Consider the following 26,829-nt stretch of genomic DNA (forward strand, 5'->3'; position numbering starts at 1 on the left):
TTACATCTGTTGCGTCGCTGTGGTCACCGGCGAACCGCCGCCTTTTTTGCGCACCCACAGCCAGTAAGCCGCGGTGAGGAACGCGATCCACACCAGCCCGACATACAGGGCGATGCGGCTCTCTTCGAAGTAGCCGAGTAGGCCGATGACGAACGCCATAAAGGCGGTCGCCAATGCCGGCGCCACCGGCCACCACGGCACCGGGAAACTCAACTGACGGGTTTCCTCCGGCGACAGCGTGCGGCGCATGACGATCTGCGACAGCAGGATCATCAGCCACACCCAGACGGTGGCGAAGGTAGCGATTGAGGCGATGATCATGAAGACCTTCTCCGGGATCAGGTAGTTGAGCACCACCGCCAGCAGCAGGGCGACCGACATCACCAGCACCGTCATCCACGGCACGCCGCTGGCGGTCAGTTTGGTGAAGCTGCGCGGCGCCTGGCCGTCCTGCGCCATGCCGTACATCATGCGGCCGGCGCCGAAGATGTCGCTGTTGATGGCCGAAATGGCCGCGGTGATCACCACCACGTTCAGCACGTTGGCGGCGGAGCTGATGCCGAGGTTGCTGAAGATCTCAACGAACGGGCTGCCGTTCTGGCCGATGCTGTTCCACGGATAGATCGCCATCAGCACCGTCAGCGTCAGCACATAAAACAGCAGGATGCGCACCGGCACGGCGTTGATCGCCTTCGGCAGCACTTTGGCGGGGTCTTTCGCCTCGCTGGCGGTGATGCCGATGATCTCGATGCCGCCGAAGGCGAACATCACCACCGCTAATGACGCGACCACGCCGCCGATGCCGTTAGGCATAAAGCCGCCGTGCTGCCACAGGTTGCTGATGCCGGTGGCGTGCTGGGCTTGTCCGAAACCGAACAGCATTACCGCCGCGCCGCCGACGATCATCGCCACGATGGCGGCGACCTTGACCAGCGACAGCCAGAACTCCAGCTCGCCGAAAACCTTGACGCTGCACAGGTTGAGCGCGCCGATAAACAGGATTATGCTGAGCACCCAAACCCACTGGGCGACGTCCGGGAACCACAGCCCCATATAGATGCCGAAGGCAGTGACGTCCGCCAGGGCGACGATCACCATTTCAAAGGTGTAGGTCCAGCCGGTAAGGAACCCGGCCAGCGGGCCGAGATAGTGGCTGGCGTAGTGGCCGAACGAGCCGGAAACCGGCTGGTGCACCGCCATTTCGCCCAGCGCGCGCATCACCATGAATACCGCCGCGCCGCCCACCAGGTAGGCCAGTAGCACCGCCGGGCCGGCCAGCTGGATGGCGCCGGCGGAGCCGTAGAACAGGCCGGTGCCGATCGCCGAGCCGAGAGCCATGAAACGGATATGCCGCGCGTTTAGTCCGCGTCTGAGTTGTGTCGTTTCGTTACGCATGTTGCTTCCCGTTAAGTGTTTGCCGAACAGGCACGCGCTGCCCGCACCGGGTGGAACGCACCCGGCGGGGCAGAACAAACTGCGTGATTCAGTATGTGATGATTATGCCTGGCTAGGCAGCAGCGCCGCAGGCAGCAGCGATGTCAGGTGACCGGCCGCCAAGAGTTGGCTGGCGGCTTCAATGTCGGGGGCGAAGAAACGATCCTTGTCGTAGAAACTGACATGCTCGCGCAGCAGACGGCGCGCCTGCTCCAGACCTTCCGAGGTCTTCAGGCCGTTGCGGAAATCCAGGCCCTGGCAGGCGGCCAGCCACTCGACCGCCAGAATGCCGCGCACGTTGTCCGCCATGTTCCACAGGCGGCGGCCGGCGGCCGGCGCCATGGAAACGTGGTCCTCCTGGTTGGCGGAGGTCGGAATGCTGTCGACGCTTGATGGATGCGCCAGCGCTTTGTTTTCGCTGGCCAGCGCTGCGGCGGTGACCTGAGCGATCATGAAGCCGGAGTTCACACCGCCGTTCTCCACCAGGAACGGTGGCAGCTGCGACATGTGTTTGTCCATCATCAGCGAGATGCGGCGCTCGGACAGCGAACCGATTTCGGCGAATGCCAGCGCCAGGTTATCGGCGGCCATCGCCACCGGTTCGGCGTGGAAGTTGCCGCCGGACAGCACGTCGCCCTGTTCGGCGAACACCAACGGGTTATCGGAGACGGCGTTGGCTTCAATCTCCAGCACCTCGGCGGCCTGACGGATCTGCGTCAGGCAGGCGCCCATGACCTGCGGCTGGCAGCGCAGGGAGTAAGGATCCTGCACTTTTTCACAGTTGCGGTGCGAGTCGGAGACTTCGCTGCGCGCGCCGAGCAGGTGGCGGTAGGCGAGGGCGGCGTCGATCTGGCCGCGCTGGCCGCGCACCTCGTGGATACGCGCATCGAACGGGCTGCGGGAGCCCAGCGCCGCTTCCACCGTCAGGCTGCCCGCCACGGTCGCGGCCGCGAACAGATCTTCGGCATCGAACAGGCCGCGCAGCGCGAAGGCGGCGGAGACCTGAGTGCCGTTCAGCAATGCCAGGCCCTCTTTCGCCGCCAGCGTCAGCGGTTTCAGGCCGGCTTTGGCCAGCGCTTCGGTCGCCGGCAGCCATTGGCCCTGATGGCGTGCCTTACCTTCGCCCAGCAGCACCAGGCTCATGTGTGCCAGCGGCGCCAGGTCGCCGGAGGCGCCGACGGAGCCTTTCAGCGGAATATGCGGATAGACTTCGGCGTTGACCAGCGCGATCAGCGCCTGGATAACTTCCAGGCGAATGCCGGAGAAGCCGCGCGACAGGCTGTTGATCTTCAGCACCATGATCAGGCGCACCAGATTGTCGTCGGTCGGCTCGCCCACGCCGGCGGCGTGTGACAGCACGATCGAGCGCTGCAGATTTTCCAAATCGTCGCGGGCGATGCGCGTCGAAGCCAGCAGGCCAAACCCGGTGTTGATGCCGTATGTGGTGCGGTTTTCTTCAACGATGCGCTCTACGCAGGCCACGCTCTGCTGGATAGGGCCGTAGGCGTTGTCGTCCAGCGTCAGCGTCACCGGATGTTGATAGACGTCGCGCAGTTGGGCCAGCGTCAGTTTGCCTGGGCGAATAGTCAGCGCTTTCATGCTTTTTCTCCTTGGGTGGCGGCAACCATCGGCAGGTTCAGGCCTTGCTCGCGGGCGCAGTCGATAGCGATATCGTAGCCGGCGTCGGCGTGACGCATGACCCCGGTAGCCGGGTCATTGTGCAGCACGCGGGCGATGCGCTCGGCGGCCTCATCGGTGCCGTCGCAGACGATCACCATGCCGGAGTGTTGGGAGAAGCCCATGCCGACGCCGCCGCCGTGGTGCAGGGAAACCCAGGTGGCGCCGCTGGCGGTGTTCAGCAGGGCGTTCAGCAGCGGCCAGTCGGAGACCGCATCTGAGCCGTCTTTCATCGCTTCGGTTTCACGGTTCGGGCTGGAAACGGAGCCGGAATCCAGGTGGTCGCGGCCGATGACGATCGGGGCGGACAGTTCGCCGCGGCGAACCATCTCGTTGAACGCCAGGCCCAGCTTGGCGCGCTGGCCGAGGCCAACCCAGCAGATGCGCGCCGGCAGGCCCTGGAAGCTGATGCGCTCGTGCGCCATGTCCAGCCAGCGGTGCAGGTGTTCGTCATCCGGGATCAGCTCTTTCACCATGGCGTCGGTTTTGTAGATGTCCTGCGGATCGCCGGACAGGGCCGCCCAGCGGAACGGCCCGATGCCGCGGCAGAACAGCGGACGGATGTAGGCCGGCACGAAGCCTGGGAAGTCGAAGGCGTTGTCGACGCCGGTTTCTTTCGCCATCTGGCGAATGTTGTTGCCGTAGTCGAAGGTCGGCACGCCCATCTGCTGGAACGCCAGCATGGCTTTGACGTGATCGGCCATCGACTGCTTGGCGGCGGCGACCACCTTGGCTGGCTCGGTCTGGGCGCGCTGGCGATACTCTTCCCAGCTCCAGCCCTTCGGCAGGTAGCCGTTCAGCGGATCGTGGGCGCTGGTCTGGTCGGTGACCATGTCCGGGCGCACGCCGCGGCGCACCAGCTCAGGCAGGATTTCCGCCGCGTTGCCGCACAGGGCGATGGAGATGGCTTTGCCTTCGGCGGTGTATTTTTTGATGCGGGCCAGCGCGTCGTCCAGATCTTTGGCCTGCTCATCGACGTAGCGGGTTTTCAGACGGAAATCGATGCGGCTCTGCTGACATTCGATGTTCAGCGAGCAGGCGCCCGCCAGCGTGGCGGCCAGTGGCTGCGCGCCACCCATGCCGCCCAGACCGGCGGTCAGCACCCAGCGCCCCTGCAGGCTGCCGTCGTAGTGCTGGCGGCCCGCTTCGACGAAGGTCTCATAGGTGCCCTGAACGATGCCCTGGCTGCCGATGTAGATCCAGCTGCCGGCGGTCATCTGGCCGTACATGGCCAGGCCTTTGGCGTCCAGTTCGTTGAAGTGTTCCCAGGTCGCCCAGTGCGGCACCAGGTTGGAGTTGGCGATCAGCACGCGCGGCGCGTTGCTGTGGGTTTTGAATACGCCGACCGGCTTGCCGGACTGCACCAGCAGGGTTTCGTCTTCTTCCAGCGTTTTCAGGGTTTCGACGATCTTGTCGTAACAATCCCAGTCGCGCGCGGCGCGGCCGATGCCGCCGTACACCACCAGCTCATGTGGGTTCTCCGCAACTTCAGGATCGAGGTTGTTCATCAGCATGCGTAACGGCGCTTCGGTCAGCCAGCTTTTTGCGTTTAATTGTGTGCCGCGTGGCGCGCGTACATCGACATTGCGAACTTTGTTATTTGTAGTCACAGCAGTTTCCTCAAACAGTATCGGTGCAGATTCCATGCCGCGGTGGGGATGAGTACCACGGCATAACAATGCGTAGGGCTTATTAACATATACTTGTATGTACAAGCATATGCAACACTGACCAGTTGCCGCTGAAAAGTGGCATAAGAAAAAGTTATTTTCTTTTTATATCAGGTTGATATGCGATTTTTTATCGCCGGTTTCATGTGCGAAAAGCCGGAGAAAAGTGAGCTGTTCGGCAAAAATGAATTAAAGTTGACTCATTTTTGGGCGGCTAGTCACAATATTTTTACAGACTGATTACAGTTGGCGGCGGAGGATAAACAAGCCCTATCACCGCGGCAAGAAAGCCCGCCGTGGGCGGGCTTGCCAGGCTCAGGCGGCCGGTTGCAGCATCGGCTTGCGGCTCATCTTGCACACCGTGGCGATGGCGGCGATCAGCGCCGGTACGCACAGGAACATCAGGATGCTCTGCACTTCCCACTGCATCGCCAGCAGTTGGGCGCCCATCATGGTGCCGGCGACGCCGCCGAAGCGGCCGATGCCCTGCATCCAGGCGATGCCGGTGGCGCGGCTGTGGGTCGGGTAGAAGGTGGCCGCCAGCGTTTGCAGCCCGGACTGCGCACCGTTCATGGTGACGCCCATCAGGAAGATGAAGGCGCCCAGCAGCACGATCTGTTTGTCTTCGGTGGCCATCGCCACGATCAGCAGGGCGGTGACGACAAAGCCGCTCGAGACCACTTTGTGCGCATTCCAGCGGTCCATCAGCCAGCCGGCCACCAGGATGCCCAGCGTGCCGCCGAAGGTGAACAGCGAGGTGAGCATCGCCGATTGCTCCAGCTGATAGCCCAAGCCCTGCATCAGGATCGGCATCCAGCTCAGCAACACGTAGTAGATCACCAGCCCCATGAAGTAGGTCACCCACAGCATCAGCGTGCCGAGCAGGTAAGGGCGACTGAACAGCAGCCCGACGCTGGTCTTGGCCTGCGTCAGCTTCTCTTCATACAGGTAGAAACGCGTCACGCCGTCGAGGCTCTGGCTGACGAAGCGTTGCGCGATGCGTTTGATCTTCGCCGCATCCTGCCCGCGGTTGACCATATATTTGACCGATTCCGGCAGCAGCAGGATCAGCAACACCGTCAACGCCAGCGGCGCAATGGCGCCGAGCAACAGCACGCTGTGCCAGCCGTAGCTCGGGATCAGCCACGATGAAATGGCGCCGCCGCCGGCCGCGCCCAGCGGAAAGCCGCAATACATGGTATTGATCGCCAGCGAACGGCAGCGCTGCGGCGCGTATTCGGAGATCAGCGTGATAGCGTTGGGCATCGCCGCTCCCAGCCCGAGGCCGGTGAGGAAACGCCACAGCGTCAGGCTATTGAGCGAGCCGGCGTAGGCGGTGGCCAGGCTTGACAGGCCGAAGAACAGGCAGGAAAACACCAGCACGCGCTTGCGGCCGATGCGGTCGGAGATTGGCCCGGCGATCAGCGCGCCGAGCGACAGCCCCAGCAGCGCGGCGCTCAGCACCGGCCCCAGATCCTGTTTGACGATGCCCCAGTCTTTGGCGACCGAGGGGGCGATATAGCCCATGGCGGCGGTATCGAAACCGTCGATGGCGAGGATCAGGAATCCGAGAATGATCAGTGTCCAGTGAAACAGCGAAAACTTGCTGTTGTCGATGGCCTGTTGAATGTTTAACTCGCTGGTGGAATGAGTCATGGCACCCTCTAAACGCAGATGTAGTCGTGATGAATAGTACGTGGCCGAAACTGATGCTCGGCTTGTGTTTGCTTGTATATACATCTGCGCGTCGGCGCTTTATGTCAAATATAATTATCTTATTTGTTAACTGCGTGTTGTTTTCTGTGGAGCAGGTTGCACCGCGGATGAAAGGCCTAAGACCGGTTAACAAATTAAATGAACGCCATTGGCGGTGAGATATGCTGGCGGCGGCGCGGAGGAAAAAATTTAATACAATTTTGGCCGTTTGGTCGCCGAGCCGGAATCTGCGATAATCGTTTTTTACTTTTCCAGATTGAGAAACCGATGCAGTACCCGATCAACGAGATGTTCCAAACCTTGCAAGGCGAAGGCTTTTTCACCGGCGTGCCGGCCATTTTCATCCGCCTGCAGGGCTGCCCGGTAGGGTGCAGCTGGTGCGACACCAAACATACCTGGGAAAAGGAAGCCCATCGGGAAGTAGACCTGCAACGGATCCTGGTCAAAACAGAAGAGAGCGACGCCTGGGGCAATGCCAGCGCCGAGCAGCTGCTGGCGGTGATGCGTCAGCAAGGCTACACCGCGCGTCATGTGGTGATCACCGGCGGCGAACCCTGCATCTACGATCTGGTGCCGCTGACCGAGCTGTTCGAACAGCACGGCTACCGTTGCCAGATTGAGACCAGCGGCACCCACGAAATTCGCTGTTCCGCCAACACCTGGGTGACGGTTTCGCCCAAGGTGAATATGCGCGGCGGCATGAAGGTGTTGGATCAGGCGCTGCGGCGCGCCGACGAGGTGAAGCATCCGGTGGCGCGCGAGCGCGACATCGAGGCACTGGATGCGCTGCTGGCGACGTTGCAGGATGACAAGGCGCGCATTATCGCACTGCAGCCGATCAGCCAGAAAGAAGAGGCGACCCGTCTGTGTATTGAAACCTGTATCGCGCGCAATTGGCGGCTGTCGATGCAGACCCACAAGTATCTGAACATCGCCTAAAATCAGGGCGCCATTGCGGCGCCCTTTCTTTTAACCTTTATATACGCATCCCGCCGTACAGGTCTCTTTCACCATCACCGCCGTCAATTCCGGCAGCTGGGGCTTGAGCTGCTGCCAAATCCAGGCGGAGAGCACTTCGCTGGTGGGATTTTCCAATCCTGGAATATCGTTCAGATAATGGTGATCCAGCCGTTCCCAGATCGGGGAAAACACAGCCTTGAGCTCGGCGAAATCCATCACCCAACCGGTGTGGGGATCCACTTCACCGGTCACTTCCAGACGCACCATAAACGAATGCCCATGCAGACGGCCGCATTTATGGCCCTCCGGCACGTGCGGCAAGCGGTGTGCGGCTTCAAACTGAAAATCTTTAAACAGCGTGGTTGCCATTATTACGGCCTCATTGACTCAAAAACCGCCGCATAGTACCGGAAAGCGCGTCTGCTTGCCATTTATACCGTTATGGTCTACCGCCACGGCCAACGCGCCCGTTTAACACTTTTTTTGTTTGGTGTTTGCGGCACCTATCGGCTGGGGTTATGAGCCGAAATGTTGAACGGTGAAAAAACGATGAAAAAAAGCGCTTTAATTTCATCTGGATAAAAAACTTTGTTTAACGGTTTAAGCGTTATCCCTTACCAGAAAAACAGCTTAGTCATTTTGGTTATGATTTATTGCTATCCCTTATTTAATCGTTGCTATTCTGCTCGGTAACCTTACAAACTCTCCTGATCTTTTCCGCACGCCCGACGCAGCGAAGAGACAGCGACTGACACTGGCGCGCGCCTGGCAGGAAAGGCGCTAAGTATAGGAAATAAGTACAGCAATGACGACTCAGGCTCCTCCAACATCTTTGCTCCCGCTGACGCCCGAACAGCTGGCACGCTTGCAGGCGACGATCGGCGACTATTCGCCGACGCAGCTGGCGTGGCTGTCCGGTTATTTTTGGGGCATGGTCAATCAACAGCCCGGAGCCGTGGCCATTGCGCCTGTTGCCCCTGCGGCTGCCGCCGGCATCACCATCATTTCCGCTTCGCAGACCGGCAATGCGCGCCGCCTGGCGGAGCAGCTGCGCGACGATCTGCTGGCCGCCAATCTGAGCGCCACGCTGATCAGCGCCGGCGACTACAAGTTCAAGCAGATAGCTCAAGAGCGCCTGTTGGTGATCGTCGCCTCCACGCAAGGAGAAGGCGAGCCGGCGGAAGAAGCGGTGGCGCTGCATAAATTCCTGTTCTCGAAAAAGGCGCCGAAGCTGAATGATACCGCTTTTGCGGTGTTCGGGCTGGGCGACACCTCTTATGAGAATTTCTGCCAGTCTGGCAAGGATTTCGACGGCAAGCTGGCCGAGCTGGGCGCCGAGCGCCTGGTGGAGCGCGTGGACGCCGACGTGGAGTACCAGGAACTGGCCGCCGCCTGGCGCAAACAGGTGGTGTCGGTGCTGAAGGCGCGCGCGCCGGCGGAAAGCGCCGCGCCGGGCGTGCTGGCCAGCGGCGCGGTCGATCTGATCGACAGCAGCCCGTACAGCAAGGAACAGCCGCTCACCGCCCAACTGGCGGTCAAGCAGAAAATTACCGGCCGCGCGTCGGATAAAGACGTGCGCCATATCGAGATCGATCTGGGTGACTCCGGCCTGCGCTATCAGCCGGGCGATGCGCTCGGCGTATGGTTCGACAACGATCCTGCGCTGGTGGACGAACTGGTGCAGCTGTTGTGGCTGAAAGGCGACGAGCCGGTCGAGGTGGAAGGGCAGACCCTGCCGCTGGCGCAAGCGCTGCGCAGCCATTTCGAGCTGACGCAGAACACCACGCCGATCGTCGATAAATACGCCGCGCTGTCGCGCGACGAAACGCTGATCGGCCTGCTGGCGGATAAAGCCGCGCTGCAGCATTACGCGCACAACACGCCGATCGTCGACATGGTGCGCCAGGCGCCGGCGGACTTGAGCGCCGAACAGCTGGTCGGCCTGCTGCGCCCGCTGACGCCGCGCCTGTACTCCATCGCCTCCTCACAGGCGGAGAACGAAAGCGAAGTCCACATCACCGTGGGCGTGGTGCGTTACGACATCGACGGGCGCGCCCGCAGCGGCGGCGCCTCCGGCTTCCTGGCGGATCGCCTGGAGGAAGACGGCGACGTGCGGGTGTTTATCGAACACAACGATAACTTCCGCCTGCCGGCCAACCCGGAAACGCCGGTGATCATGATCGGCCCGGGCACCGGCATCGCGCCGTTCCGCGCCTTTATGCAGCAGCGCGACGCCGACGGTGCCGGCGGCAAAAACTGGCTGTTCTTCGGCAACCCGCACTTTACCGAAGATTTCCTGTATCAGGTCGAATGGCAGCGCTATGTGAAAGACGGCCTGCTGACCCGCATCGATCTGGCCTGGTCCCGTGACCAGCAACATAAAATATATGTACAAGACAAACTGCGCGAACAGGGCGCGGAAGTGTGGCGCTGGATTCAGGAAGGCGCGCACATTTACGTCTGCGGCGATGCCAATCGCATGGCGAAAGACGTGGAAAACACATTACTGGAACTGGTGGCCGAGCACGGTGGCATGGATACCGAGCAGGCGGATGAATTTTTAAGTGAGCTGCGCCTTGAGCGCCGTTATCAGCGAGATGTTTACTGATGAGTGATAAACACCCCGGGCCTTTGGTAGTCGAAGGCAAACTGGCCGATGCGGAGCGCATGAAGAAGGAAAGCAACTTCTTGCGTGGCACCATCGCCGAAGATTTGAACGACGGCCTGACCGGCGGCTTCAACGGCGACAACTTCCTGCTGATCCGTTTTCACGGCATGTACCAGCAGGATGACCGCGACATTCGCGCCGAACGCGCCGAGCAGAAGCTGGAGCCGCGCCACGCCATGATGCTGCGCTGTCGCCTGCCGGGTGGCATCATCAGCCCGCAGCAGTGGCTGGGCATCGACAAGTTCGCCCAGGAGAGCACGCTGTACGGCAGCATTCGCATCACCAACCGCCAAACGTTCCAGTTTCACGGCATTCTGAAAGGCAACGTCAAACCGGTGCACCAGCTGCTGAACCGCCTGGGGCTGGACGCGCTGGCGACCGCCAACGACGTGAACCGCAACGTGCTGTGCACCTCCAATCCGGTGGAGTCCGAGCTGCATCAGGAAGCCTACGAGTGGGCGAAGAAGATCTCCGAACACCTGCTGCCGCGCACCCGCGCCTACGCAGAGGTGTGGCTGGATCAGGAGAAGGTGGCCACCACCGACGAAGAGCCGATTCTGGGGCCGACCTACCTGCCGCGCAAATTCAAAACCACGGTGGTGATCCCGCCGCAGAACGACGTCGATCTGCACGCCAACGACATGAACTTTGTGGCGATCGCCGAAAACGGCAAGCTGGTGGGCTTCAACCTGCTGGTGGGCGGCGGGCTGTCCATTGAGCACGGCAACAAGAAAACCTACGCGCGTCAGGCCAGCGAGTTCGGCTACATTCCGCTCGAGCATACGCTGGCGGTGGCGGAAGCGGTGGTGACCACACAGCGCGACTGGGGCAACCGCACCGACCGCAAGAACGCCAAGACCAAATACACGCTGGAGCGCGTCGGCGTGGACGTTTTCCGCGCCGAAGTGGAAAAGCGCGCCGGCATCACCTTCGCGCCGATCCGGCCGTATGAATTCACCGGCCGCGGCGATCGCATCGGTTGGGTGAAGGGCATAGACGATCAGTGGCACCTGACGCTGTTTATCGAGAACGGCCGCCTGCTGGACTATCCGGGGCGCCCGCTGAAGACCGGCATGGCGGAGATCGCCAAGATCCATAAAGGCGACTTCCGTCTGACGGCGAACCAAAACGTGATCATCGCCGGCGTGCCGGAAAGCGAGAAGGCGAAGATCGAAGCCTTGGCGCGCGATCATGGCCTGATCGACGACCAGATCAGCGAGCAACGGAAGAACTCGATGGCCTGCGTATCGTTCCCGACCTGCCCGCTGGCGATGGCGGAGGCCGAGCGCTTCCTGCCGCAGTTTGTCACCAAGGTGGAAGGGATTATGCATCGGCATGGGGTGGGCGACGAGCATATCGTGCTGCGCATCACCGGCTGCCCGAACGGCTGTGGCCGCGCGCTGCTGGCGGAGCTGGGGCTGGTGGGCAAGGCGGTCGGCCGCTATAACCTGCATTTGGGCGGCAACCGCGAAGGCACGCGCATTCCGCGCATGTACCGCGAGAACATCAACGAAGATGAGATCCTGAGCGAGATCGATCTGCTGGTGGGACGCTGGGCGAAGGAGCGCAACGCCGGCGAAGGTTTCGGTGACTTCACCGTGCGCGCGGGCGTCGTCAAACCGGTGCTGGATCCGGCGCGAGATTTCTGGGAGTGAGGCCGGGCGGCCCCTGGGCAGAGGGGCCGCACAGAAAATTTCAAGTATCAGGAGAGACAACATGGCTGAATTCGATCTGGCGGCGCTGAACGCGTTGCCCAAATCCGGGCAGGCGCTGGCATTGGCGGTGGTCAACGGCCAACTGGAGACCCTCAGCGCCGAACAGCGCGTCGCATGGGCGCTGGAGCATCTGCCCGGCGAGTTCGTACTCTCGTCCAGTTTCGGCATTCAGGCGGCGGTATGCCTGCACCTGGTGACGCGCATCCGGCCGGATATCCCGGTGATCCTGACCGACACCGGTTATCTGTTCCCGGAAACCTATCGCTTTATCGATCAACTGACCGACCAGCTGAAGCTGAATCTGCAGGTGTTCCGCGCGGAGCAGTCTCCCGCCTGGCAGGAGGCGCGCTATGGCAAGCTGTGGGAGCAGGGCGTGGAAGGGATTGAAAAATACAACCAGATCAACAAGGTCGAGCCGATGAACCGCGCGCTGGAGACGCTGGGCGCGCAGAGCTGGTTCGCCGGCCTGCGGCGCGAGCAGTCCGGCAGCCGCGCCAATCTGCCGGTACTGGCGGTGCAGCGTGGGGTGTTCAAGATCCTGCCGATCATCGACTGGGACAACCGCAAGATTTACCAGTATCTGACCGAACACGGGCTGAGTTATCACCCGCTGTGGGAGCAGGGCTACCTGTCGGTAGGCGATACACACACCACCCAGAAGTGGGAGCCGGGCATGAGCGAGGAAGAGACGCGTTTCTTCGGCCTGAAGCGCGAGTGTGGCCTACACGAAGGCTAAACGGCGTGATTGACATGACAGGGCTCAGCAATGCTGGGCCCTGTTTTTTTGCGGGCTACTTTTTCTTCTGTGCTTTCGGCGGGTGCGCCTGCGCCAGCTCTTTGATCAGCGGCAGCAGGATCTGCACGCTGTCGCGGCTGCGTTTGTCGATCCGCCCCGGCAGGTAGCGATCCAGATATTGCAGATTGTCATACTGCGGACGATGCCAGGTGATGCCCTGCGGGAAGTGCGGGCTGACGGCGCGCTGCTGGTAGCCATCTTTGTCGCCCAGCGACCAGTTGGTGGCCTCCACTGACAATACCGGGATGCCTGCGGCGTCGAACACCTCTTGATCGGAACAGCAGCCGGTGCCTTGCGGATGCTGCGCGTTGCCTGGGTTGGTGGCGGCGGCGATGCCGTAGCGGTGGGCGATATCCAGCGCGCGATCGCGGGAACGCTTCGCCATTTGCGGCGGCGTGTTGCGCCCGGCGTTGAAATACAGACGATCGCCGGTGATCAGGCTGTCGAGGTTGATCACCAGCACGGTGTTGCTTTTCTCTTCCGCGCTCATGCGTTGCAGGTAGTTCTGCGCCCCCAGTGAACCGATCTCTTCGGCGCTGGTGGCGACGAAGCGCAGGCCGTAGGCGGTGGGGATGTTCTTCAGGCGTTCCGCCAGTTCCAGCATCACACCGATGCCGGAGGCGTTGTCGTCGACGCCCTGCAGCGTCAAGCCGCCGAGGTTGTTATCCAGATCCTCGTCGCTCTGCGGCGTATAGGTGTCGAAGTGGGCGACGACCACGATCTGTTTTGGGCTGTCGCCGTTGCGGGCGGCGATCACCGAGCTGGCGGTGACGTTGTTCCAGTTCTTCTTGCCGTCTTTGCTGGTGTAGAGATAGCGCGTATTGACGCTGCGAATGTCGCTTTGGTAACCCATCTTGCTGAATTGCTGCTTCAGATAGTCGGCGGTGAGCAATTCAGCCGGGCTGCCCGCCATGCGGCCGGGGAAGTAAGTGGCGATGTGGCGGGTCTGTTCGGCGGCGAAACGGCCCATTGGCGCGTCTTTTACGGGCTGTGCGGCACAAACGCTGAAGACGCCGCCGAGTGCGAGGGCCAGCAGGCTGGTCTTCAGGTAAAAACGGGAAAACATACCGAAAAATCCTTCTTTGCTATCGGCGCTGCCGATCATTTTTCTTCGGCACCCAGTATGAGACGCCGGGCGGCATTACACAATTTCCCTGTCTCTTAATTTTCGCGCGAACGCGCAAACCGCCGCCGTGAGTATTACCGTTTGCCTCCTGCGTTGCGGCCTATATTCCATAAAGGAACTAATCATTCCTTTTCGTCATTTCAGAGGCTAAATCTCAGCCCGTATAGTCACACTATCTTTCTGTTATATGAAAAGGCTGTTGTGGACTATCTACCAATATTCGCCGACCTGAAACAACGCCCGGTGCTGGTCGTTGGCGGTGGTGACGTGGCGGCGCGTAAAGTCTCCTTGCTTCAGCGCGCCGGGGCTGAAATACGGATAGTTGCGCAGTCGCTCTCACCGGAACTGGAACAACAACGTCAGCAAGGGCGGGTGCTCTGGCTGGGGAAAACCTTTGATCCGCAGCAGTTGGACGACGTGTTTCTGGCGATCGCCGCCACGGACGACAACGCGCTGAACGCCGCGGTGTTCGCCGAGGCGGATAAACGCCGGGTGTTAGCCAACGTGGTGGACGATCAGCCGCGCTGCTCGTTCATCTTCCCGTCGATCATCGATCGCTCGCCGCTGGTGGTGGCGGTGTCGTCCAGCGGCCAGGCGCCGGTGCTGGCGCGACTGCTGCGCGAAAAGCTGGAGGCGTTATTGCCCGCCAGTTTGGGGCAGATGGCGCAGGTCGCGGGCCGCTGGCGCGGCCAGGTCAAACAGCGGTTGGCTTCGATCGGCGAACGTCGCCGTTTCTGGGAGAAAACCTTCGGCGGCCGTTTCGCCACGCTGGTGGCCAACGGCCAGACGGCGCAGGCGGAACGCCAGCTGGAGCAGGATTTACACCGCTTCGCCGCAGGCGATGAAGGCGCACAGGGCGAGATCGCCCTGGTGGGCGCCGGGCCGGGCGACGTGGGGCTGTTGACCCTGCGCGGGCTGCAGGTGATGCAGCAGGCGGACGTGGTGCTGTATGACCATTTGGTCAGCGGTGAGATCCTCGATCTGGTGCGCCGCGACGCCGAACGCATCTGCGTGGGCAAGCGCGCCGGCGCGCACTCGGTGATCCAGGAAGAGACCAACCGGCTGCTGGTGGAGCTGGCGCAGCAGGGCAAACGCGTGGTGCGCCTCAAGGGCGGCGATCCGTTCATCTTCGGCCGCGGCGGCGAAGAGCTGCAGGTGGCCGCCGCCGCCGGCATTCCGTTCCAGGTGGTGCCGGGCGTCACGGCCGCCGCGGGGGCGACTGCCTACGCCGGCATTCCGCTGACGCATCGCGATCACGCGCAGAGCGTGACCTTTATCACCGGCCACTGCCGCCCGGACGGCGATGGCCTGGACTGGGCCGATCTGGCCCGGACGCGGCAAACGCTGGCTATCTACATGGGCACCATGAAGGCGGCGGACATCAGCCAACGCCTGATCGCCCACGGCCGCGACGCTGCGACGCCGGTGGCGGTGATCAGCCGCGGCACGCGCGCCGATCAGCAGGTGCAGATCGGCACGCTGGATCAATTGGAACACCTGGCCCAACGGGCGCCGTTGCCGGCGCTGTTGGTGATCGGCGAGGTGGTGGAACTGCACCATCAAATCGCCTGGTTCGGGCATCAATCGCAGACGGAAGGGGCCGTGCGCCCGGCCGTCGTGAATTTGGCATAGGCAAGGCTTTTAAGGATCTGTTATGGACGAAAAACGACTCACTCATTTGCGGCAATTGGAGGCGGAGAGTATCCATATCATCCGTGAAGTCGCCGCTGAATTCGCCAACCCGGTAATGCTGTATTCCATCGGCAAGGACTCTTCCGTGATGCTGCATTTGGCGCGTAAGGCGTTCTTCCCCGGCACGCTGCCGTTCCCGCTGCTGCACGTCGATACCGGCTGGAAGTTCCGCGAAATGTACGAATTCCGCGATCGCACCGCGAAGGAGTACGGCTTCGAGCTGCTGGTGCATAAAAACCCGGAAGGGGTGGCGATGGGCATCAACCCGTTCGTGCACGGCAGCGCCAAGCATACTGACATCATGAAGACCGAGGGCCTGAAGCAGGCGTTGAACAAGTACGGTTTCGACGCCGCCTTCGGCGGTGCGCGGCGCGACGAGGAGAAATCGCGCGCCAAAGAGCGCATCTATTCGTTCCGCGATCGCTTCCACCGCTGGGATCCGAAAAACCAGCGGCCGGAGCTGTGGCACAACTACAACGGCCAGATCAACAAAGGGGAGAGCATCCGTGTCTTCCCGCTGTCGAACTGGACCGAGCTGGATATCTGGCAGTACATCTTCCTGGAAAAGATCGACATCGTGCCGCTGTACCTGGCGAAACCGCGCCCGGTGGTGGAGCGCGACGGCATGTTGATGATGGTGGACGACGATCGCATCGATCTGCAGCCGGGCGAAGTGATCAGCCAGCGCATGGTGCGTTTCCGCACTCTGGGGTGCTGGCCGCTGACCGGCGCGGTGGATTCGCAGGCGCAAACCCTGCCGGAGATCATCGAAGAGATGCTGGTCTCCACCACCAGTGAACGCCAGGGGCGGATGATCGATCGCGATCAGTCCGGCTCGATGGAGCTGAAAAAGCGTCAAGGGTATTTCTAAGGAGCCGCCGGATGAACAACGCAATTGCACAACAAATCGCTGACCAGGGCGGCGTCGAATCCTATCTGCACGCGCAGCAGCACAAGAGCCTGCTGCGCTTTCTGACCTGCGGCAGCGTCGACGACGGCAAAAGCACCCTGATTGGCCGCCTGCTGCACGATACCCGCCAGATCTACGAGGATCAGCTGTCGACGCTGCACAGCGACAGCAAACGCATCGGCACCCAGGGCGAAAAGCTCGATCTGGCGCTGCTGGTGGACGGCCTGCAGGCCGAGCGCGAGCAGGGCATCACCATCGACGTGGCCTATCGCTATTTCTCGACCGAAAAACGTAAATTTATCATCGCCGATACCCCGGGGCACGAGCAGTACACCCGCAACATGGCCACCGGCGCCTCGACCTGCGATCTGGCGATCCTGCTGATCGACGCGCGCAAAGGGGTGTTGGATCAGACTCGCCGCCACAGCTTTATCGCGACCCTGCTGGGCATTCGCCATCTGGTGGTTGCGGTAAACAAAATGGATCTGGTGGACTATCAGGAAGCGGTGTTCGAGCAGTTCAAACAGGATTACCTGACCTTCGCCCAGCAGCTGCCTGGCGATCTGGACATCAAGTTCGTGCCGCTGTCGGCGCTGGACGGCGACAACGTGGCGAGCGAAAGCGCCCATATGCCGTGGTACAGCGGCCCGACGCTGCTGGAAGTGCTGGAGAGCGTGGATGTGATCAGCGAGCGAGAAAACCAGCCGCTGCGCTTCCCGGTGCAGTACGTCAACCGCCCGAACCTCGATTTCCGCGGCTATGCCGGCACGCTGTCCGCCGGCGTAGTGCGGGTGGGGCAACGGGTCAAAGTGCTGCCTTCCGGCGTGGAGTCCAGCGTGGCGCGCATCGTGACCTTCGACGGCGATCTGCAAGAAGCGGTGCCGGGCGAGGCGATTACGCTGGTGCTGAAAGATGAAGTGGACATCAGCCGCGGCGATTTGCTGGTCGACGCCGGAGAAAGTCTGCAGGCGGCGCAGAGCGCGCGGGTGGACGTGGTATGGATGGCCGAGCAGCCGCTGGTGCCGGGCCAGAGCTACGACATCAAGATCGCCGGCAAAAAGACCCGCGCCCGCGTGGAGAGCATTCGCCATCAGGTGGAGATCAACACGCTGGCGCAACACCCGGCCGACACATTGCCGCTCAACGGCATCGGGTTGGTGGAGCTGACCTTCGACGAACCGCTGGTGCTGGACAGCTATCAGAGCAATCACGACACCGGCGGGCTGATCTTCATCGATCGCATGAGCAACGTGACGGTTGGCGCCGGTCTGGTGCGTGAAACGCTGCAGGATGCCTCGGCGGCGCGCGGCGAATTCAGCGCCTTCGAGCTGGAGCTGAATGCGCTGGTGCGCAAGCACTTCCCGCATTGGGGCGCACGCGATCTGCTCGGTGGCCGATAAGATGGCCGCTGAACTGAGGGCGACCGGGCCGGACGACGAAAATGTGGTTTGGCATCCGCACGCGGTGACGCGCGCGGATCGCGAAGCGCGCAACGGCCACCGCGGCGCGGTACTGTGGTTTACCGGGCTGTCCGGCTCGGGCAAATCCACCGTCGCCGGCGCGCTGGAGCAGGCGCTGCATGGGCTTGGCGTCAGCACCTATCTGCTGGACGGCGATAACGTGCGCCACGGCCTGTGCCGCGATCTCGGTTTTTCCGACGAGGATCGGCGCGAGAACATCCGCCGGGTGGGGGAAGTGGCCAAGCTGATGGTGGATGCCGGGCTGGTGGTGCTGACCGCATTCATTTCGCCGCACTGCGCCGAGCGGCAAATGGTGCGCGAGATGCTCGGCGAGGATCGCTTTATCGAGGTGTTCGTCGACACGCCGTTGGCGATCTGCGAGGCGCGCGATCCGAAAGGGTTGTATAAAAAAGCGCGCGCCGGCGAGCTGCGCAATTTCACCGGTATCGACGCGGTTTATGAGGCGCCGCAGCAGCCGGAAATCCACCTCGACGGCCAACAATTGGTAACAAATTTGATTGCGCAATTGTTAGACGTGTTACGTGGTCAGGCTATTATCAAACCCTGAATTCAAAAAAAAGCGTGTGGCGTTTTTCGCCATGCGCTTTTTACTCTAAGCCGCCGCAGAGCGAGCCGAATAACCAGGGATCACTATGCAAAATGTCACGCCTATCTTGATCGACTCCAAGCAGTCAAAACAGGAGAGAGAGGAGCCTTCTTATTCTTTCCTGGGCGGCGTCAGCGGCTTTGTTTTCTACTGGCTGGCGTTCGCGTTGCCGTTTCTGGTTTACGGTTCCAACACGCTGTTTTTCCTGCTCTATACCTGGCCGTTCTTCCTGGCGCTGATGCCGCTGTCGGTGCTGATCGGCATCACCCTCAGCATGCTGTTGCGCGGCCGTCTGATCCTGACGCTTCTGCTGACCGGCGCGATCGTGCTGTGCCTGTTCTGGCTGGTGTTCAGCTTCCTGACCGGGTGGTGAGAGAGCGGGCGCCGATGCCGGCGCCCGAAGGATTGCAAAGCCGTGTCGAAGGTTACAAAACTTTGCTCAGAAACGCCTGAGTGCGCGGATTGGCCGGCTGGCTGAAGATCTGCTGCGGCGCACCCTCCTCCTGAATGATCCCCTGATCGATAAACAGCACCCGGTCGGCCACCTCGCGGGCAAAGCCCATCTCATGCGTTACCACCACCATGGTCATGCCCTCGTGGGCCAGTGATTTCATCACCGCCAACACTTCGCCCACCAGCTCAGGATCGAGCGCGGAGGTCGGTTCATCGAACAGCATGATCTTCGGCTCCATCGCCAGCGCGCGGGCGATCGCTACCCGCTGCTGCTGGCCGCCGGACAGGCTGTTGGCATAGGCGTCGATCTTGTCGAGCAGGCCGACCTTGAGCAGCAGCTGTTCTGCTTGCGCGATGGCTTCGGCGCGCGGCTGTTTCTTCACGCTCACCGGCGCCATGATGATATTTTCCAACACCGTCATGTGCGGGAACAGATTGAAACGCTGGAACACCATGCCCACACTTTCCCGCATCTTATTCAGGTCGGTTTTCTGATCGTGGACGGCGAAACCGTTGACCTCGATCTCGCCGCCGGAGAGCGTCTCCAGCGCATTGATGCAGCGCAGGAAGGTGCTCTTCCCCGAGCCTGAAGGGCCGATGACGCACACCACTTCGTTGGCGGCGATCCGGCAGGAAATGCCGCGCAGCACGTGGCTTTCGCCGAACTGTTTTTGCAGATTATGTACGCGAATCACTTTTACCGAACCTCTTTTCCATGTGCTGCACCAGCAGCGAGAGCAGGAAGGTGATGACCCAATAGACCAGCGAAATGGTCAGGTAGGGCTCCCAGTAGGTGGCGTAGGCGCCGGAGACGGTACGGGCGGCATAGGCCAGATCCGCCAGGCCGATGGCGGAGGCCAGCGACGAATCCTTGACGATGGCGATGGCGTTGTTGCCCAGCGGCGGCAGCATGCGCCGGAAGGCTTGCGGCAGGATCACCTGGCGCATGGTCTTGCCGTAGCTCATGCCCAACGAGCGCGATGCCTCCATCTGGCCGCGGTCGATCGACTGGATCCCGGCGCGGAAGATCTCCGACACATAGGCGCCGGCGTTGAGTGTGATCGCCACCACGCAGGAGAGAAAGGCGCCGTAGTCGGCGCGCAGCGCACGGGCGAAATCGACGCTCATCAGGCCGCTGGTGACCAGCAGACCGTCACGCGGGTTGATGAACAGCGGCACCAGCGCGAAGTGCACCACCATGATCTGCACGAACAGCGGCGTGCCGCGAAAGGCGCTGATGTAGATGCGCACCGGCCACTGAACGCCGTAATGCAGGATGGGTTTCCAGATGCCGTGCGGCGCCTGCGCCAAACGGCCCAGCCCGAGGAGCAAGCCCCAGGTGGTGCCCAGCAGCACGCAGATAATGGTGCATTTGATGGTCATCCAGGCGCCTTCCATAAACAGCGGCGCGTATTCCTGGATGATCTCCCAGCGGAAGTTCAAGGGGTATTCCTTCTTGGTAGGCTGAAACGGTGGTGCGCCGACGCCCTTGCGGGCGCCGGCTACTGGGGATTATTCCGCCGGCAGCGTCGGTACGTTGCTGTCGAACCAGGTTTGGTAGATCTTGGCGTAGGTGCCGTCGGCGACGATTTTCTTCAGGCCGGCGTTGATCTTGTTGCGCAGCTCATCGTTGCCTTTGGCGACGGCGATGCCGAAATACTGGCGCTCGAACTTGGCGTCGGGCACCAGCTTGAAGGCTTTCTCAGGGTGGGTCTTGATATAGAACTTGGCCACGCCGACGTCGCCGACCGCCGCGCCGATGCCGTCTTCATACAGCTCCTGCAGCATCAGCGGGGTATTGTCGAAGCGCTTGATGGCGGTGCTGTTCTTGCCCAGCGCGTCGGACACCACGATGTCGCCGGTGCTGGAGTTCACTACGCCGACCTTCAGCGCTTTCAGCGCGGCGATGGAGTCCACCTTCGAGTCTTGCGGCACCACGATAGCCTGCTCAGCCGGGAAGTAAGGCGCAGAGAAATCAACCATCTGCTTGCGTTTATCGGTGATGGTGATGCCGGAAATGATGATATCGCGATCGCCGGAGTTCAGCGTGGCGAAGATCCCTTCCCACGGCGTATTGATCAGTTTGATTTGGAAGCCTTCGGCCTTGGCCACCGCCTTGATGATGTCGATGTCGAAGCCTTCCAGCTGCTTTTGGCTGTTTTCAAATTCGAATGGCCGATAGGTGCCGCCGGAGCCGACGACGTAGGTGGGTTCAGCCGCCAACGCGGCGATGGAGAAGGTGGCGGCCAGGCAGGCGCCGATCAGAACTAAACGTTTTAACATCGCGATCCCCGATAATGAATGGTTATATATTGGAATTATTTATGCACTATGAGTGCATAAAAATAAGCTTCAATGAATGAAAGTGCAACCGCTGCATGACGATTCTTCTCTCTATGGTGTTAAATATTCACTTTTTGCTTTGCTGTGGCGTAAGCGATGTGTCAGGAAGCGGTGATGCAGTGATTCTTGCTGCATAATGGAGGTAGGGCAGTGTGTGTCTCATTGGAAAACGCGGCGCGTGCGCCGAGCCAAAGGGGCGTTTTTTGCCGCTTTCGCAGCGGAATTAGGCGATAAACACGGGAACCCTTCATCCGTATTCTGAATTTGGCGTTGAAATGCCGCTCTCAGTGTGGAGTCCAACGAGAAGTTGTGGGATGATTGGTCGGTTTTTCAGGGGGCGGAGATGGGAAAACTTACGCTGCTATTGCTGGCATTGCTCGGTTGGTTACAGTATTCACTGTGGCTGGGCAAAAATGGTATTCACGATTACGTGCGGGTCAATGAAGACGTTGCGGTCCAGCAGGGCAACAACGCCAAGTTGAAAGCGCGTAACGATCAGCTGTTTGCCGAAATCGATGATTTGAACGGCGGACAGGAAGCGATCGAAGAGCGTGCGCGTAATGAGCTGGGCATGATCAAGCCCGGTGAGACTTTCTATCGTCTGGTTCCTGACCAATCCAGGCGCAACGCGGCGTCTTCTTCGCAAAACAACGCACAAAAATAACGCATGAATCACTCCGCAGGTACCTTTCCCTCGGTGATTGCCGTCCTGCCCGCTGCCGGTATCGGCAGCCGCATGCAGGCGGAATGCCCGAAGCAATATTTAACCATCGGCCGGCACAGCATCGTCGAACACGCCATCCACGCCCTGTTGCGCCACCCGCGCATTGAACGGGTGATCGTGGCGATCGGCCCCGAAGATCGTCAGTTCGAACGGCTACCCATCGCTCAGGATCCGCGGGTGACCGTCACCGAGGGCGGCAAACAGCGCGCCGATTCGGTGATGGCCGGGTTGAAACTGGCGGGTGATGCGGACTGGGTGTTGGTGCACGACGCCGCGCGCCCCTGCCTGCACGCCGACGATCTCGAGCGCCTGCTGGCGATCACCGCACACAGCAAGGTGGGCGGCATTCTCGCCGCGCCGGTGCGCGACACCATGAAGCGCGCCGAACCCGGCCGCGACACCATCGCCCACACCGTTGAACGGCAGGATCTGTGGCATGCGCTGACGCCGCAGCTGTTTCCGCTGCCGCTGCTCAAGCAGTGCCTGCAGCGCGCGCTGGATGAAGGCGCAAACGTCACCGACGAAGCCTCGGCGCTGGAGCATTGCGGCTATCATCCGCAGCTGATCGCCGGCCGGGCGGACAACATTAAAGTAACGCGGCCGGAGGATTTGGCGCTGGCGGCGTTCTATTTGACCCAGTTAGACAATTAAGGAGCGCATCATGCGTATCGGTCACGGTTTTGATGTACATAAATTCGGCGGCGAAGGCCCGTTGGTGATCGGTGGTGTTCGCATCCCTTACGACAAAGGCTTGCTGGCCCACTCCGACGGTGACGTCGCGCTGCATGCCGCCACCGACGCCCTGTTGGGGGCGGCGGCGCTGGGCGATATCGGCAAACTGTTCCCCGATACCGATCCGGCCTTCAAAGGCGCCGACAGCCGCGAGCTGCTGCGCGAAGCCTGGAAACGCATCCGCGCCAAAGGTTACCGCCTCGGTAACCTCGATATCACCATCATCGCTCAGGCGCCGAAAATGGCGCCGCACATCCCGCAGATGCGCGTTTTCCTGGCGGAAGATCTGCAGTGCCATATGGATGATGTCAACGTGAAGGCCACCACCACCGAACAGCTCGGTTTCACCGGGCGCGGCGAGGGCATCGCGTGTGAAGCGGTCGCCTTGCTGATCAAGGAATAACCGCATGGATATGGCGAATCTGACCTGGCTGCATGGCCGGCCGCAGAGTTCCGGGGTGTTGAAAGCCAATCCGGAAGATTTCGTGGTGGTCGAAGATCTGGGTTTTGCACCGGACGGCGAAGGCGAGCACGTGCTGGTAAATATCCGTAAAAACGGCTGCAATACCCAGTTCGTGGCCGATTACCTGGCGCGCTTCGCCGGTATTCACGCCCGTTCTGTCAGCTATGCCGGTTTGAAGGATCGCCACGCGGTGACCGAACAGTGGTTCTGCCTGCATATGCCGGGCAAAGACACGCCGGATTTCTCCCGGTTTACGCTGGAAGGCTGCGAGGTGCTCTCATTCGCCCGCCACCTGCGCAAAATGCGCATCGGCAATCTGAAGGGCAACCACTTTACGCTGGTGCTGCGCCAGATTTCCGATCGGCAGGACGTGGAACGTCGCCTGCAGGCCATCGCCGCGCAGGGCGTGCCAAACTACTTCGGCAGCCAGCGTTTCGGCCGTGGCGGCAACAACCTGGTGATGGCGCGCCGCTGGGCGAACGACGAAATTCGTGTCAAAGAGCGCAGTAAGCGCAGCTTCTACCTGTCCGCCAGCCGTAGCGCGCTGTTCAATCTGATCGCGAGCCAACGCCTGGCTGACGGGCTGCAGCGCACCGTGCTGGAAGGGGATGCCCTGCAGCTGAGTGGGCGCGGCAGCTGGTTCGTCGCCAAAGCTGATGAGCTGGAGACGTTGCAGCAACGGCTGGATGCCGGCGAGCTGGCGATCACGGCTCCCTTGCCGGGCGATGGTGAGCCAGGCACCGCCGACCAAGCCTTGGCTTTTGAACAACAATGCTTGGCGGAACAACCGGAATTGCTTACGCTTTTAAAGCGCGAGCGTGTCGAACCCGCTCGCCGGGCCCTGCTGTTGCAGCCGCAAAATTTGCAGTGGAACTGGTGGGATGACGTTACCGTGGAACTGCGCTTCTGGCTGCCGGCAGGCAGCTTTGCTACCAGCGTGGTTCGCGAGATCATGCAGCAGGATAACAGTGATGCGGATATTGCTGAGTAACGATGACGGCGTCAGCACCCCGGGCATTCAGGTGCTGGCGGCGGCGCTGCGGGAATTCGCCGAAGTGCAGGTCGTGGCGCCGGATCGTAACCGCAGCGGTTCTTCCAATGCTTTAACGCTGGAGTCGCCGTTGCGCACGCAGACGCTGGCCAACGGGGATATTGCGGTGTTGCAAGGGACGCCGACCGACTGCGTTTACCTTGGCGTCAACGCATTGATGCGCCCGGCGCCCGATATCGTGGTATCCGGCATTAACGCCGGGCCGAATTTGGGCGACGACGTTATCTATTCCGGCACCGTCGCGGCGGCGATGGAGGGCCGGCACCTGGGGTTGCCTGCCTTGGCGGTGTCGCTGAACGGCCACCGGCACTACGCGACCGCAGCCGCCATTACCTGCCGCATCCTGCGCGCGCTGCAGCGCGAACCGCTACGTACCGGAAAAATTCTGAATATTAACGTGCCGGATCTGCCGCTGGCTGAGATCAAAGGCCTGCGCGTTACCCGCTGCGGCAGCCGCCATCCCGCCGACAAGGTCTTCTGCCAGCAGGATCCGCGCGGACAAAATATCTACTGGATCGGGCCGCCTGGTGATAAATTTGATGCCGGGCCGGATACCGACTTTGCGGCGGTGGAACAAGGCTATGTGGCGATAACGCCGCTGCAGGTGGATTTAACCGCCTACGCGGCGCAAGAAGTCGTGAAAACATGGTTAACCAAGGCAGAGGTTAGCGGGGAATGGTGAATAAGCGCATGCAAACATTGCTGACGCAGCTGCGGCAGCAGGGGATCCGAGACGAAAAGCTGCTGCGGGCGATCGAGGCGGTGCCGCGCGAGCGTTTTGTCGATGAAGCGCTGGATCATAAGGCCTACGAAAACACCGCATTGCCGATCGGTTCCGGTCAGACCATTTCCCAGCCTTATATGGTGGCGCGGATGACCGAGCTGCTGAATCTGAAACCTACCTCAAGGGTGCTGGAGATCGGTACTGGTTCCGGTTATCAAACCGCTATCCTGGCGCATCTGGTGCAACACGTTTGTTCCGTCGAACGCATCAAGGGGCTGCAGTGGCAGGCCAAGCGCCGCCTGAAACAGCTCGATCTTCACAATGTTTCCACCCGCCATGGCGACGGCTGGCAGGGTTGGGCGTCGCGCGGCCCGTTCGATGCGATCATCGTCACTGCCGCGCCGCCGGAGATCCCGCAGGCACTGGTGGAGCAGCTGGACGACGGCGGCATTTTGGTGTTGCCGGTGGGCGAGCAGGCCCAAACCCTCAAACGCATTCAGCGTCATGGCAACGATTTCGTTGTCGATGCGGTAGAGGCGGTGCGCTTTGTGCCGTTGGTGAAAGGCGAATTGGCCTAGCGATTGTCTGAATTTTCGACCGTCTGCAAAATCTGTTGCACTTTCATCATGGCCGGATAAGGTTTTCTCGTTCCAATCAGGCTAATTTTCACTAGAATTGGCCTTTCTACGTAGTTGTCTTATGGTGCGGCAACGCCAATGTGGTTAGCATTGGCGCGCGTTTTGATGCTCCGGCGCGAGATGACCTGGCGTTCAGGGATCGGCCGGCGGCGCCTTTACATCGCAGAAACTGGGAAGTGGCAAAAGCTCGGCTACGATGTAAAGGGTATTTTGGATATATCACTGATATTGCTGTCATGGGGGAAGCATGAGCACGGGAAGCCCAATGATTACGTTACGCCGGGTAGCGGTGTGTACGATGGTAAGTTTGTGGTTGGCGGGTTGTACGAATACGGCCTCGACGTCGGCTCCTATCAGCAGCGTGGGGGGCGGCGGTGCCGCTCCATCCGGCAATAATAATGGCGGAGTGCAGCAGGCCAGCCCAGAGGGCCGCATTGTCTATAACCGCAGTTATAACGCCATCCCTAAAGGGAGCTACAGCGGCGGCGAAACTTATACGGTCAAGCGCGGCGATACGCTGTTTTATATCGCCTGGATCACCGGCAATGATTTCCGCGACCTGGCGCAGCGCAACAATATTCCCGAGCCATACAGCCTGAATGTTGGCCAAACCATTCAGCTTGGTAATGGTTCCGCCAACGGCGGCGGCGGCATGTTGGCGACGACAGATGCGACCAAAGGCGGTGTTCCGAAGCCACCTTCCAGCTCCCAGATCCAGACGGCAACGGTTGATTCTCAATCAACTAACGCGTATTCTGAAAACTCGGGTAAACAGAATGTAGGTAAGATGTTACCTGCAGCAGGTGCCGCAGCGGTTGGGACCGCGACTGCGCCTGTTACCGCGCCGGAAGCCGCTCCGCCTGTGAGCAGCACCGTCAGCAACAGCGCTCCGGTCAGTACCTGGAGATGGCCGACTGACGGTAAGGTTATTGATAACTTTTCCTCATCAGAAGGTGGGAATAAGGGTGTCGATATCGCCGGTTCCCGTGGGCAGCCTATCTTCGCTACCGCCGATGGCCGCGTAGTGTATGCAGGCAACGCTTTACGGGGTTACGGTAATCTAATCATCATCAAACATAATGATGATTACCTGAGCGCCTACGCTCATAACGACACAATGCTGGTCCGGGAACAACAAGAAGTGAAGGCGGGTCAAAAAATAGCCACCATGGGTAGCACCGGTACCAGTTCAGTACGTTTGCATTTTGAAATTCGTTACAAGGGGAAATCCGTAAACCCGCTGCGTTATCTTCCGCAGCGATAGATTGGG

At 60.9% G+C, this 26,829-nt stretch carries 25 protein-coding genes; 16 read left to right on the plus strand and 9 right to left on the minus strand.

Annotation, left to right across the window (positions count from 1 at the left end; all coding sequences use genetic code 11):
* The 4 genes from WFM45_RS20435 to WFM45_RS20450 form a co-directional block, all read right to left on the minus strand.
* A complete protein-coding gene (locus WFM45_RS20435) occupies positions 1-1,395 on the minus strand; it encodes an amino acid permease (protein ID WP_015376675.1) in 1,395 nt (464 codons plus the stop codon).
* A 102-nt stretch (positions 1,396-1,497) separates the two neighbouring features.
* Positions 1,498-3,033 carry a histidine ammonia-lyase gene (hutH, locus tag WFM45_RS20440; protein ID WP_015376676.1) on the minus strand — a complete coding sequence of 512 codons (1,536 nt, stop codon included), beginning with the start codon at positions 3,031-3,033 and terminating at the stop codon, positions 1,498-1,500.
* Positions 3,030-4,721 (minus strand): urocanate hydratase, encoded by a 1,692-nt coding sequence (hutU, locus tag WFM45_RS20445; protein WP_336957072.1) that lies wholly within the window; start codon positions 4,719-4,721, stop codon positions 3,030-3,032. The genes hutH and hutU overlap by 4 nt, the downstream gene beginning before the upstream one ends.
* A gap of 375 nt (positions 4,722-5,096) precedes the next feature.
* Positions 5,097-6,437, minus strand: a complete 1,341-nt coding sequence (locus tag WFM45_RS20450) for an MFS transporter (protein WP_336957075.1) — start codon at positions 6,435-6,437, stop codon at positions 5,097-5,099.
* Positions 6,438-6,764: 327 nt separating this feature from the next.
* Here WFM45_RS20450 and queE point away from each other — a divergent pair, with 327 nt between their 5' ends.
* The gene (gene queE, locus WFM45_RS20455; protein WP_033631806.1) at positions 6,765-7,436 is read left to right on the plus strand and encodes a 7-carboxy-7-deazaguanine synthase QueE; all 672 of its coding nucleotides are present in this window, start codon (positions 6,765-6,767) and stop codon (positions 7,434-7,436) included.
* A gap of 30 nt (positions 7,437-7,466) precedes the next feature.
* On the opposite strand, the gene queD is transcribed toward queE, so the two are convergent.
* On the minus strand, positions 7,467-7,826 hold the full coding sequence (queD, locus tag WFM45_RS20460; protein ID WP_336957076.1) for a 6-carboxytetrahydropterin synthase QueD: 360 nt from the start codon (positions 7,824-7,826) through the stop codon (positions 7,467-7,469).
* A 436-nt stretch (positions 7,827-8,262) separates the two neighbouring features.
* On the opposite strand from queD, the gene cysJ reads away from it, so the two are divergent.
* The 3 genes from cysJ (at position 8,263) to WFM45_RS20475 (ending at position 12,576) form a co-directional block, all read left to right on the plus strand.
* Entirely contained in the window at positions 8,263-10,065 is a 1,803-nt protein-coding gene (gene cysJ, locus WFM45_RS20465) for an NADPH-dependent assimilatory sulfite reductase flavoprotein subunit (RefSeq protein ID WP_082997261.1), read from the plus strand.
* A complete protein-coding gene (gene cysI / locus WFM45_RS20470) occupies positions 10,065-11,780 on the plus strand; it encodes an assimilatory sulfite reductase (NADPH) hemoprotein subunit (protein ID WP_021505320.1) in 1,716 nt (571 codons plus the stop codon). Before cysJ ends, cysI begins: the two co-directional genes overlap by 1 nt.
* A gap of 61 nt (positions 11,781-11,841) precedes the next feature.
* The gene (locus WFM45_RS20475) at positions 11,842-12,576 is read left to right on the plus strand and encodes a phosphoadenylyl-sulfate reductase (RefSeq protein WP_016929052.1); all 735 of its coding nucleotides are present in this window, start codon (positions 11,842-11,844) and stop codon (positions 12,574-12,576) included.
* A gap of 55 nt (positions 12,577-12,631) precedes the next feature.
* On the opposite strand, the gene WFM45_RS20480 is transcribed toward WFM45_RS20475, so the two are convergent.
* Positions 12,632-13,702: an aminopeptidase gene (locus WFM45_RS20480; RefSeq protein ID WP_033633554.1), complete on the minus strand. Its 1,071-nt coding sequence runs from the start codon at positions 13,700-13,702 to the stop codon at positions 12,632-12,634.
* A gap of 261 nt (positions 13,703-13,963) precedes the next feature.
* Between WFM45_RS20480 and cysG the strand changes: the two genes are divergently transcribed.
* The 5 genes from cysG (at position 13,964) to WFM45_RS20505 (ending at position 18,804) form a co-directional block, all read left to right on the plus strand.
* Positions 13,964-15,394: a siroheme synthase CysG gene (gene cysG, locus WFM45_RS20485; protein WP_166730589.1), complete on the plus strand. Its 1,431-nt coding sequence runs from the start codon at positions 13,964-13,966 to the stop codon at positions 15,392-15,394.
* 22 nt (positions 15,395-15,416) lie between these two features.
* Positions 15,417-16,325: a sulfate adenylyltransferase subunit CysD gene (gene cysD / locus WFM45_RS20490; protein ID WP_004932620.1), complete on the plus strand. Its 909-nt coding sequence runs from the start codon at positions 15,417-15,419 to the stop codon at positions 16,323-16,325.
* An 11-nt stretch (positions 16,326-16,336) separates the two neighbouring features.
* The gene (gene cysN, locus WFM45_RS20495) at positions 16,337-17,764 is read left to right on the plus strand and encodes a sulfate adenylyltransferase subunit CysN (RefSeq protein ID WP_033631809.1); all 1,428 of its coding nucleotides are present in this window, start codon (positions 16,337-16,339) and stop codon (positions 17,762-17,764) included.
* On the plus strand, positions 17,703-18,392 hold the full coding sequence (cysC, locus tag WFM45_RS20500) for an adenylyl-sulfate kinase (protein ID WP_443005945.1): 690 nt from the start codon (positions 17,703-17,705) through the stop codon (positions 18,390-18,392). The genes cysN and cysC overlap by 62 nt, the downstream gene beginning before the upstream one ends.
* 85 nt (positions 18,393-18,477) lie before the next feature.
* Positions 18,478-18,804, plus strand: a complete 327-nt coding sequence (locus tag WFM45_RS20505) for a DUF3561 family protein (protein WP_004932611.1) — start codon at positions 18,478-18,480, stop codon at positions 18,802-18,804.
* A gap of 52 nt (positions 18,805-18,856) precedes the next feature.
* Here the strand turns inward: WFM45_RS20505 and WFM45_RS20510 are convergent, their stop codons facing one another.
* The 3 genes from WFM45_RS20510 to WFM45_RS20520 form a co-directional block, all read right to left on the minus strand.
* On the minus strand, positions 18,857-19,579 hold the full coding sequence (locus tag WFM45_RS20510; RefSeq protein ID WP_336957082.1) for an amino acid ABC transporter ATP-binding protein: 723 nt from the start codon (positions 19,577-19,579) through the stop codon (positions 18,857-18,859).
* Positions 19,563-20,282, minus strand: coding sequence for an amino acid ABC transporter permease (locus WFM45_RS20515; protein WP_049188078.1), 720 nt, complete (start codon positions 20,280-20,282; stop codon positions 19,563-19,565). The genes WFM45_RS20510 and WFM45_RS20515 overlap by 17 nt, the downstream gene beginning before the upstream one ends.
* 114 nt (positions 20,283-20,396) lie before the next feature.
* Positions 20,397-21,167: a basic amino acid ABC transporter substrate-binding protein gene (locus tag WFM45_RS20520; protein ID WP_033631812.1), complete on the minus strand. Its 771-nt coding sequence runs from the start codon at positions 21,165-21,167 to the stop codon at positions 20,397-20,399.
* Positions 21,168-21,570: 403 nt separating this feature from the next.
* On the opposite strand from WFM45_RS20520, the gene ftsB reads away from it, so the two are divergent.
* The 7 genes from ftsB (at position 21,571) to nlpD (ending at position 26,823) form a co-directional block, all read left to right on the plus strand.
* Positions 21,571-21,891, plus strand: coding sequence for a cell division protein FtsB (ftsB, locus tag WFM45_RS20525; protein WP_016929043.1), 321 nt, complete (start codon positions 21,571-21,573; stop codon positions 21,889-21,891).
* Between the two features lie 3 nt (positions 21,892-21,894).
* Positions 21,895-22,602, plus strand: coding sequence for a 2-C-methyl-D-erythritol 4-phosphate cytidylyltransferase (gene ispD, locus WFM45_RS20530; protein WP_015376689.1), 708 nt, complete (start codon positions 21,895-21,897; stop codon positions 22,600-22,602).
* 10 nt (positions 22,603-22,612) lie between these two features.
* Positions 22,613-23,086, plus strand: coding sequence for a 2-C-methyl-D-erythritol 2,4-cyclodiphosphate synthase (gene ispF, locus WFM45_RS20535; RefSeq protein ID WP_004932594.1), 474 nt, complete (start codon positions 22,613-22,615; stop codon positions 23,084-23,086).
* Positions 23,087-23,090: 4 nt separating this feature from the next.
* Positions 23,091-24,137 (plus strand): tRNA pseudouridine(13) synthase TruD, encoded by a 1,047-nt coding sequence (gene truD, locus WFM45_RS20540; protein ID WP_004932592.1) that lies wholly within the window; start codon positions 23,091-23,093, stop codon positions 24,135-24,137.
* Complete coding sequence (gene surE / locus WFM45_RS20545) at positions 24,118-24,879, plus strand: 5'/3'-nucleotidase SurE (protein ID WP_336957087.1); 762 nt, start codon at positions 24,118-24,120, stop codon at positions 24,877-24,879. Before truD ends, surE begins: the two co-directional genes overlap by 20 nt.
* A complete protein-coding gene (locus WFM45_RS20550) occupies positions 24,873-25,499 on the plus strand; it encodes a protein-L-isoaspartate(D-aspartate) O-methyltransferase (RefSeq protein WP_004932585.1) in 627 nt (208 codons plus the stop codon). Before surE ends, WFM45_RS20550 begins: the two co-directional genes overlap by 7 nt.
* A 325-nt stretch (positions 25,500-25,824) precedes the next feature.
* Entirely contained in the window at positions 25,825-26,823 is a 999-nt protein-coding gene (gene nlpD / locus WFM45_RS20555) for a murein hydrolase activator NlpD (RefSeq protein WP_015376692.1), read from the plus strand.
* Positions 26,824-26,829 lie beyond the last annotated feature (6 nt).

It is taken from the genome of Serratia sp. KG1D (genome assembly GCF_037150675.1).
Classification (GTDB): domain Bacteria; phylum Pseudomonadota; class Gammaproteobacteria; order Enterobacterales; family Enterobacteriaceae; genus Serratia; species Serratia nematodiphila.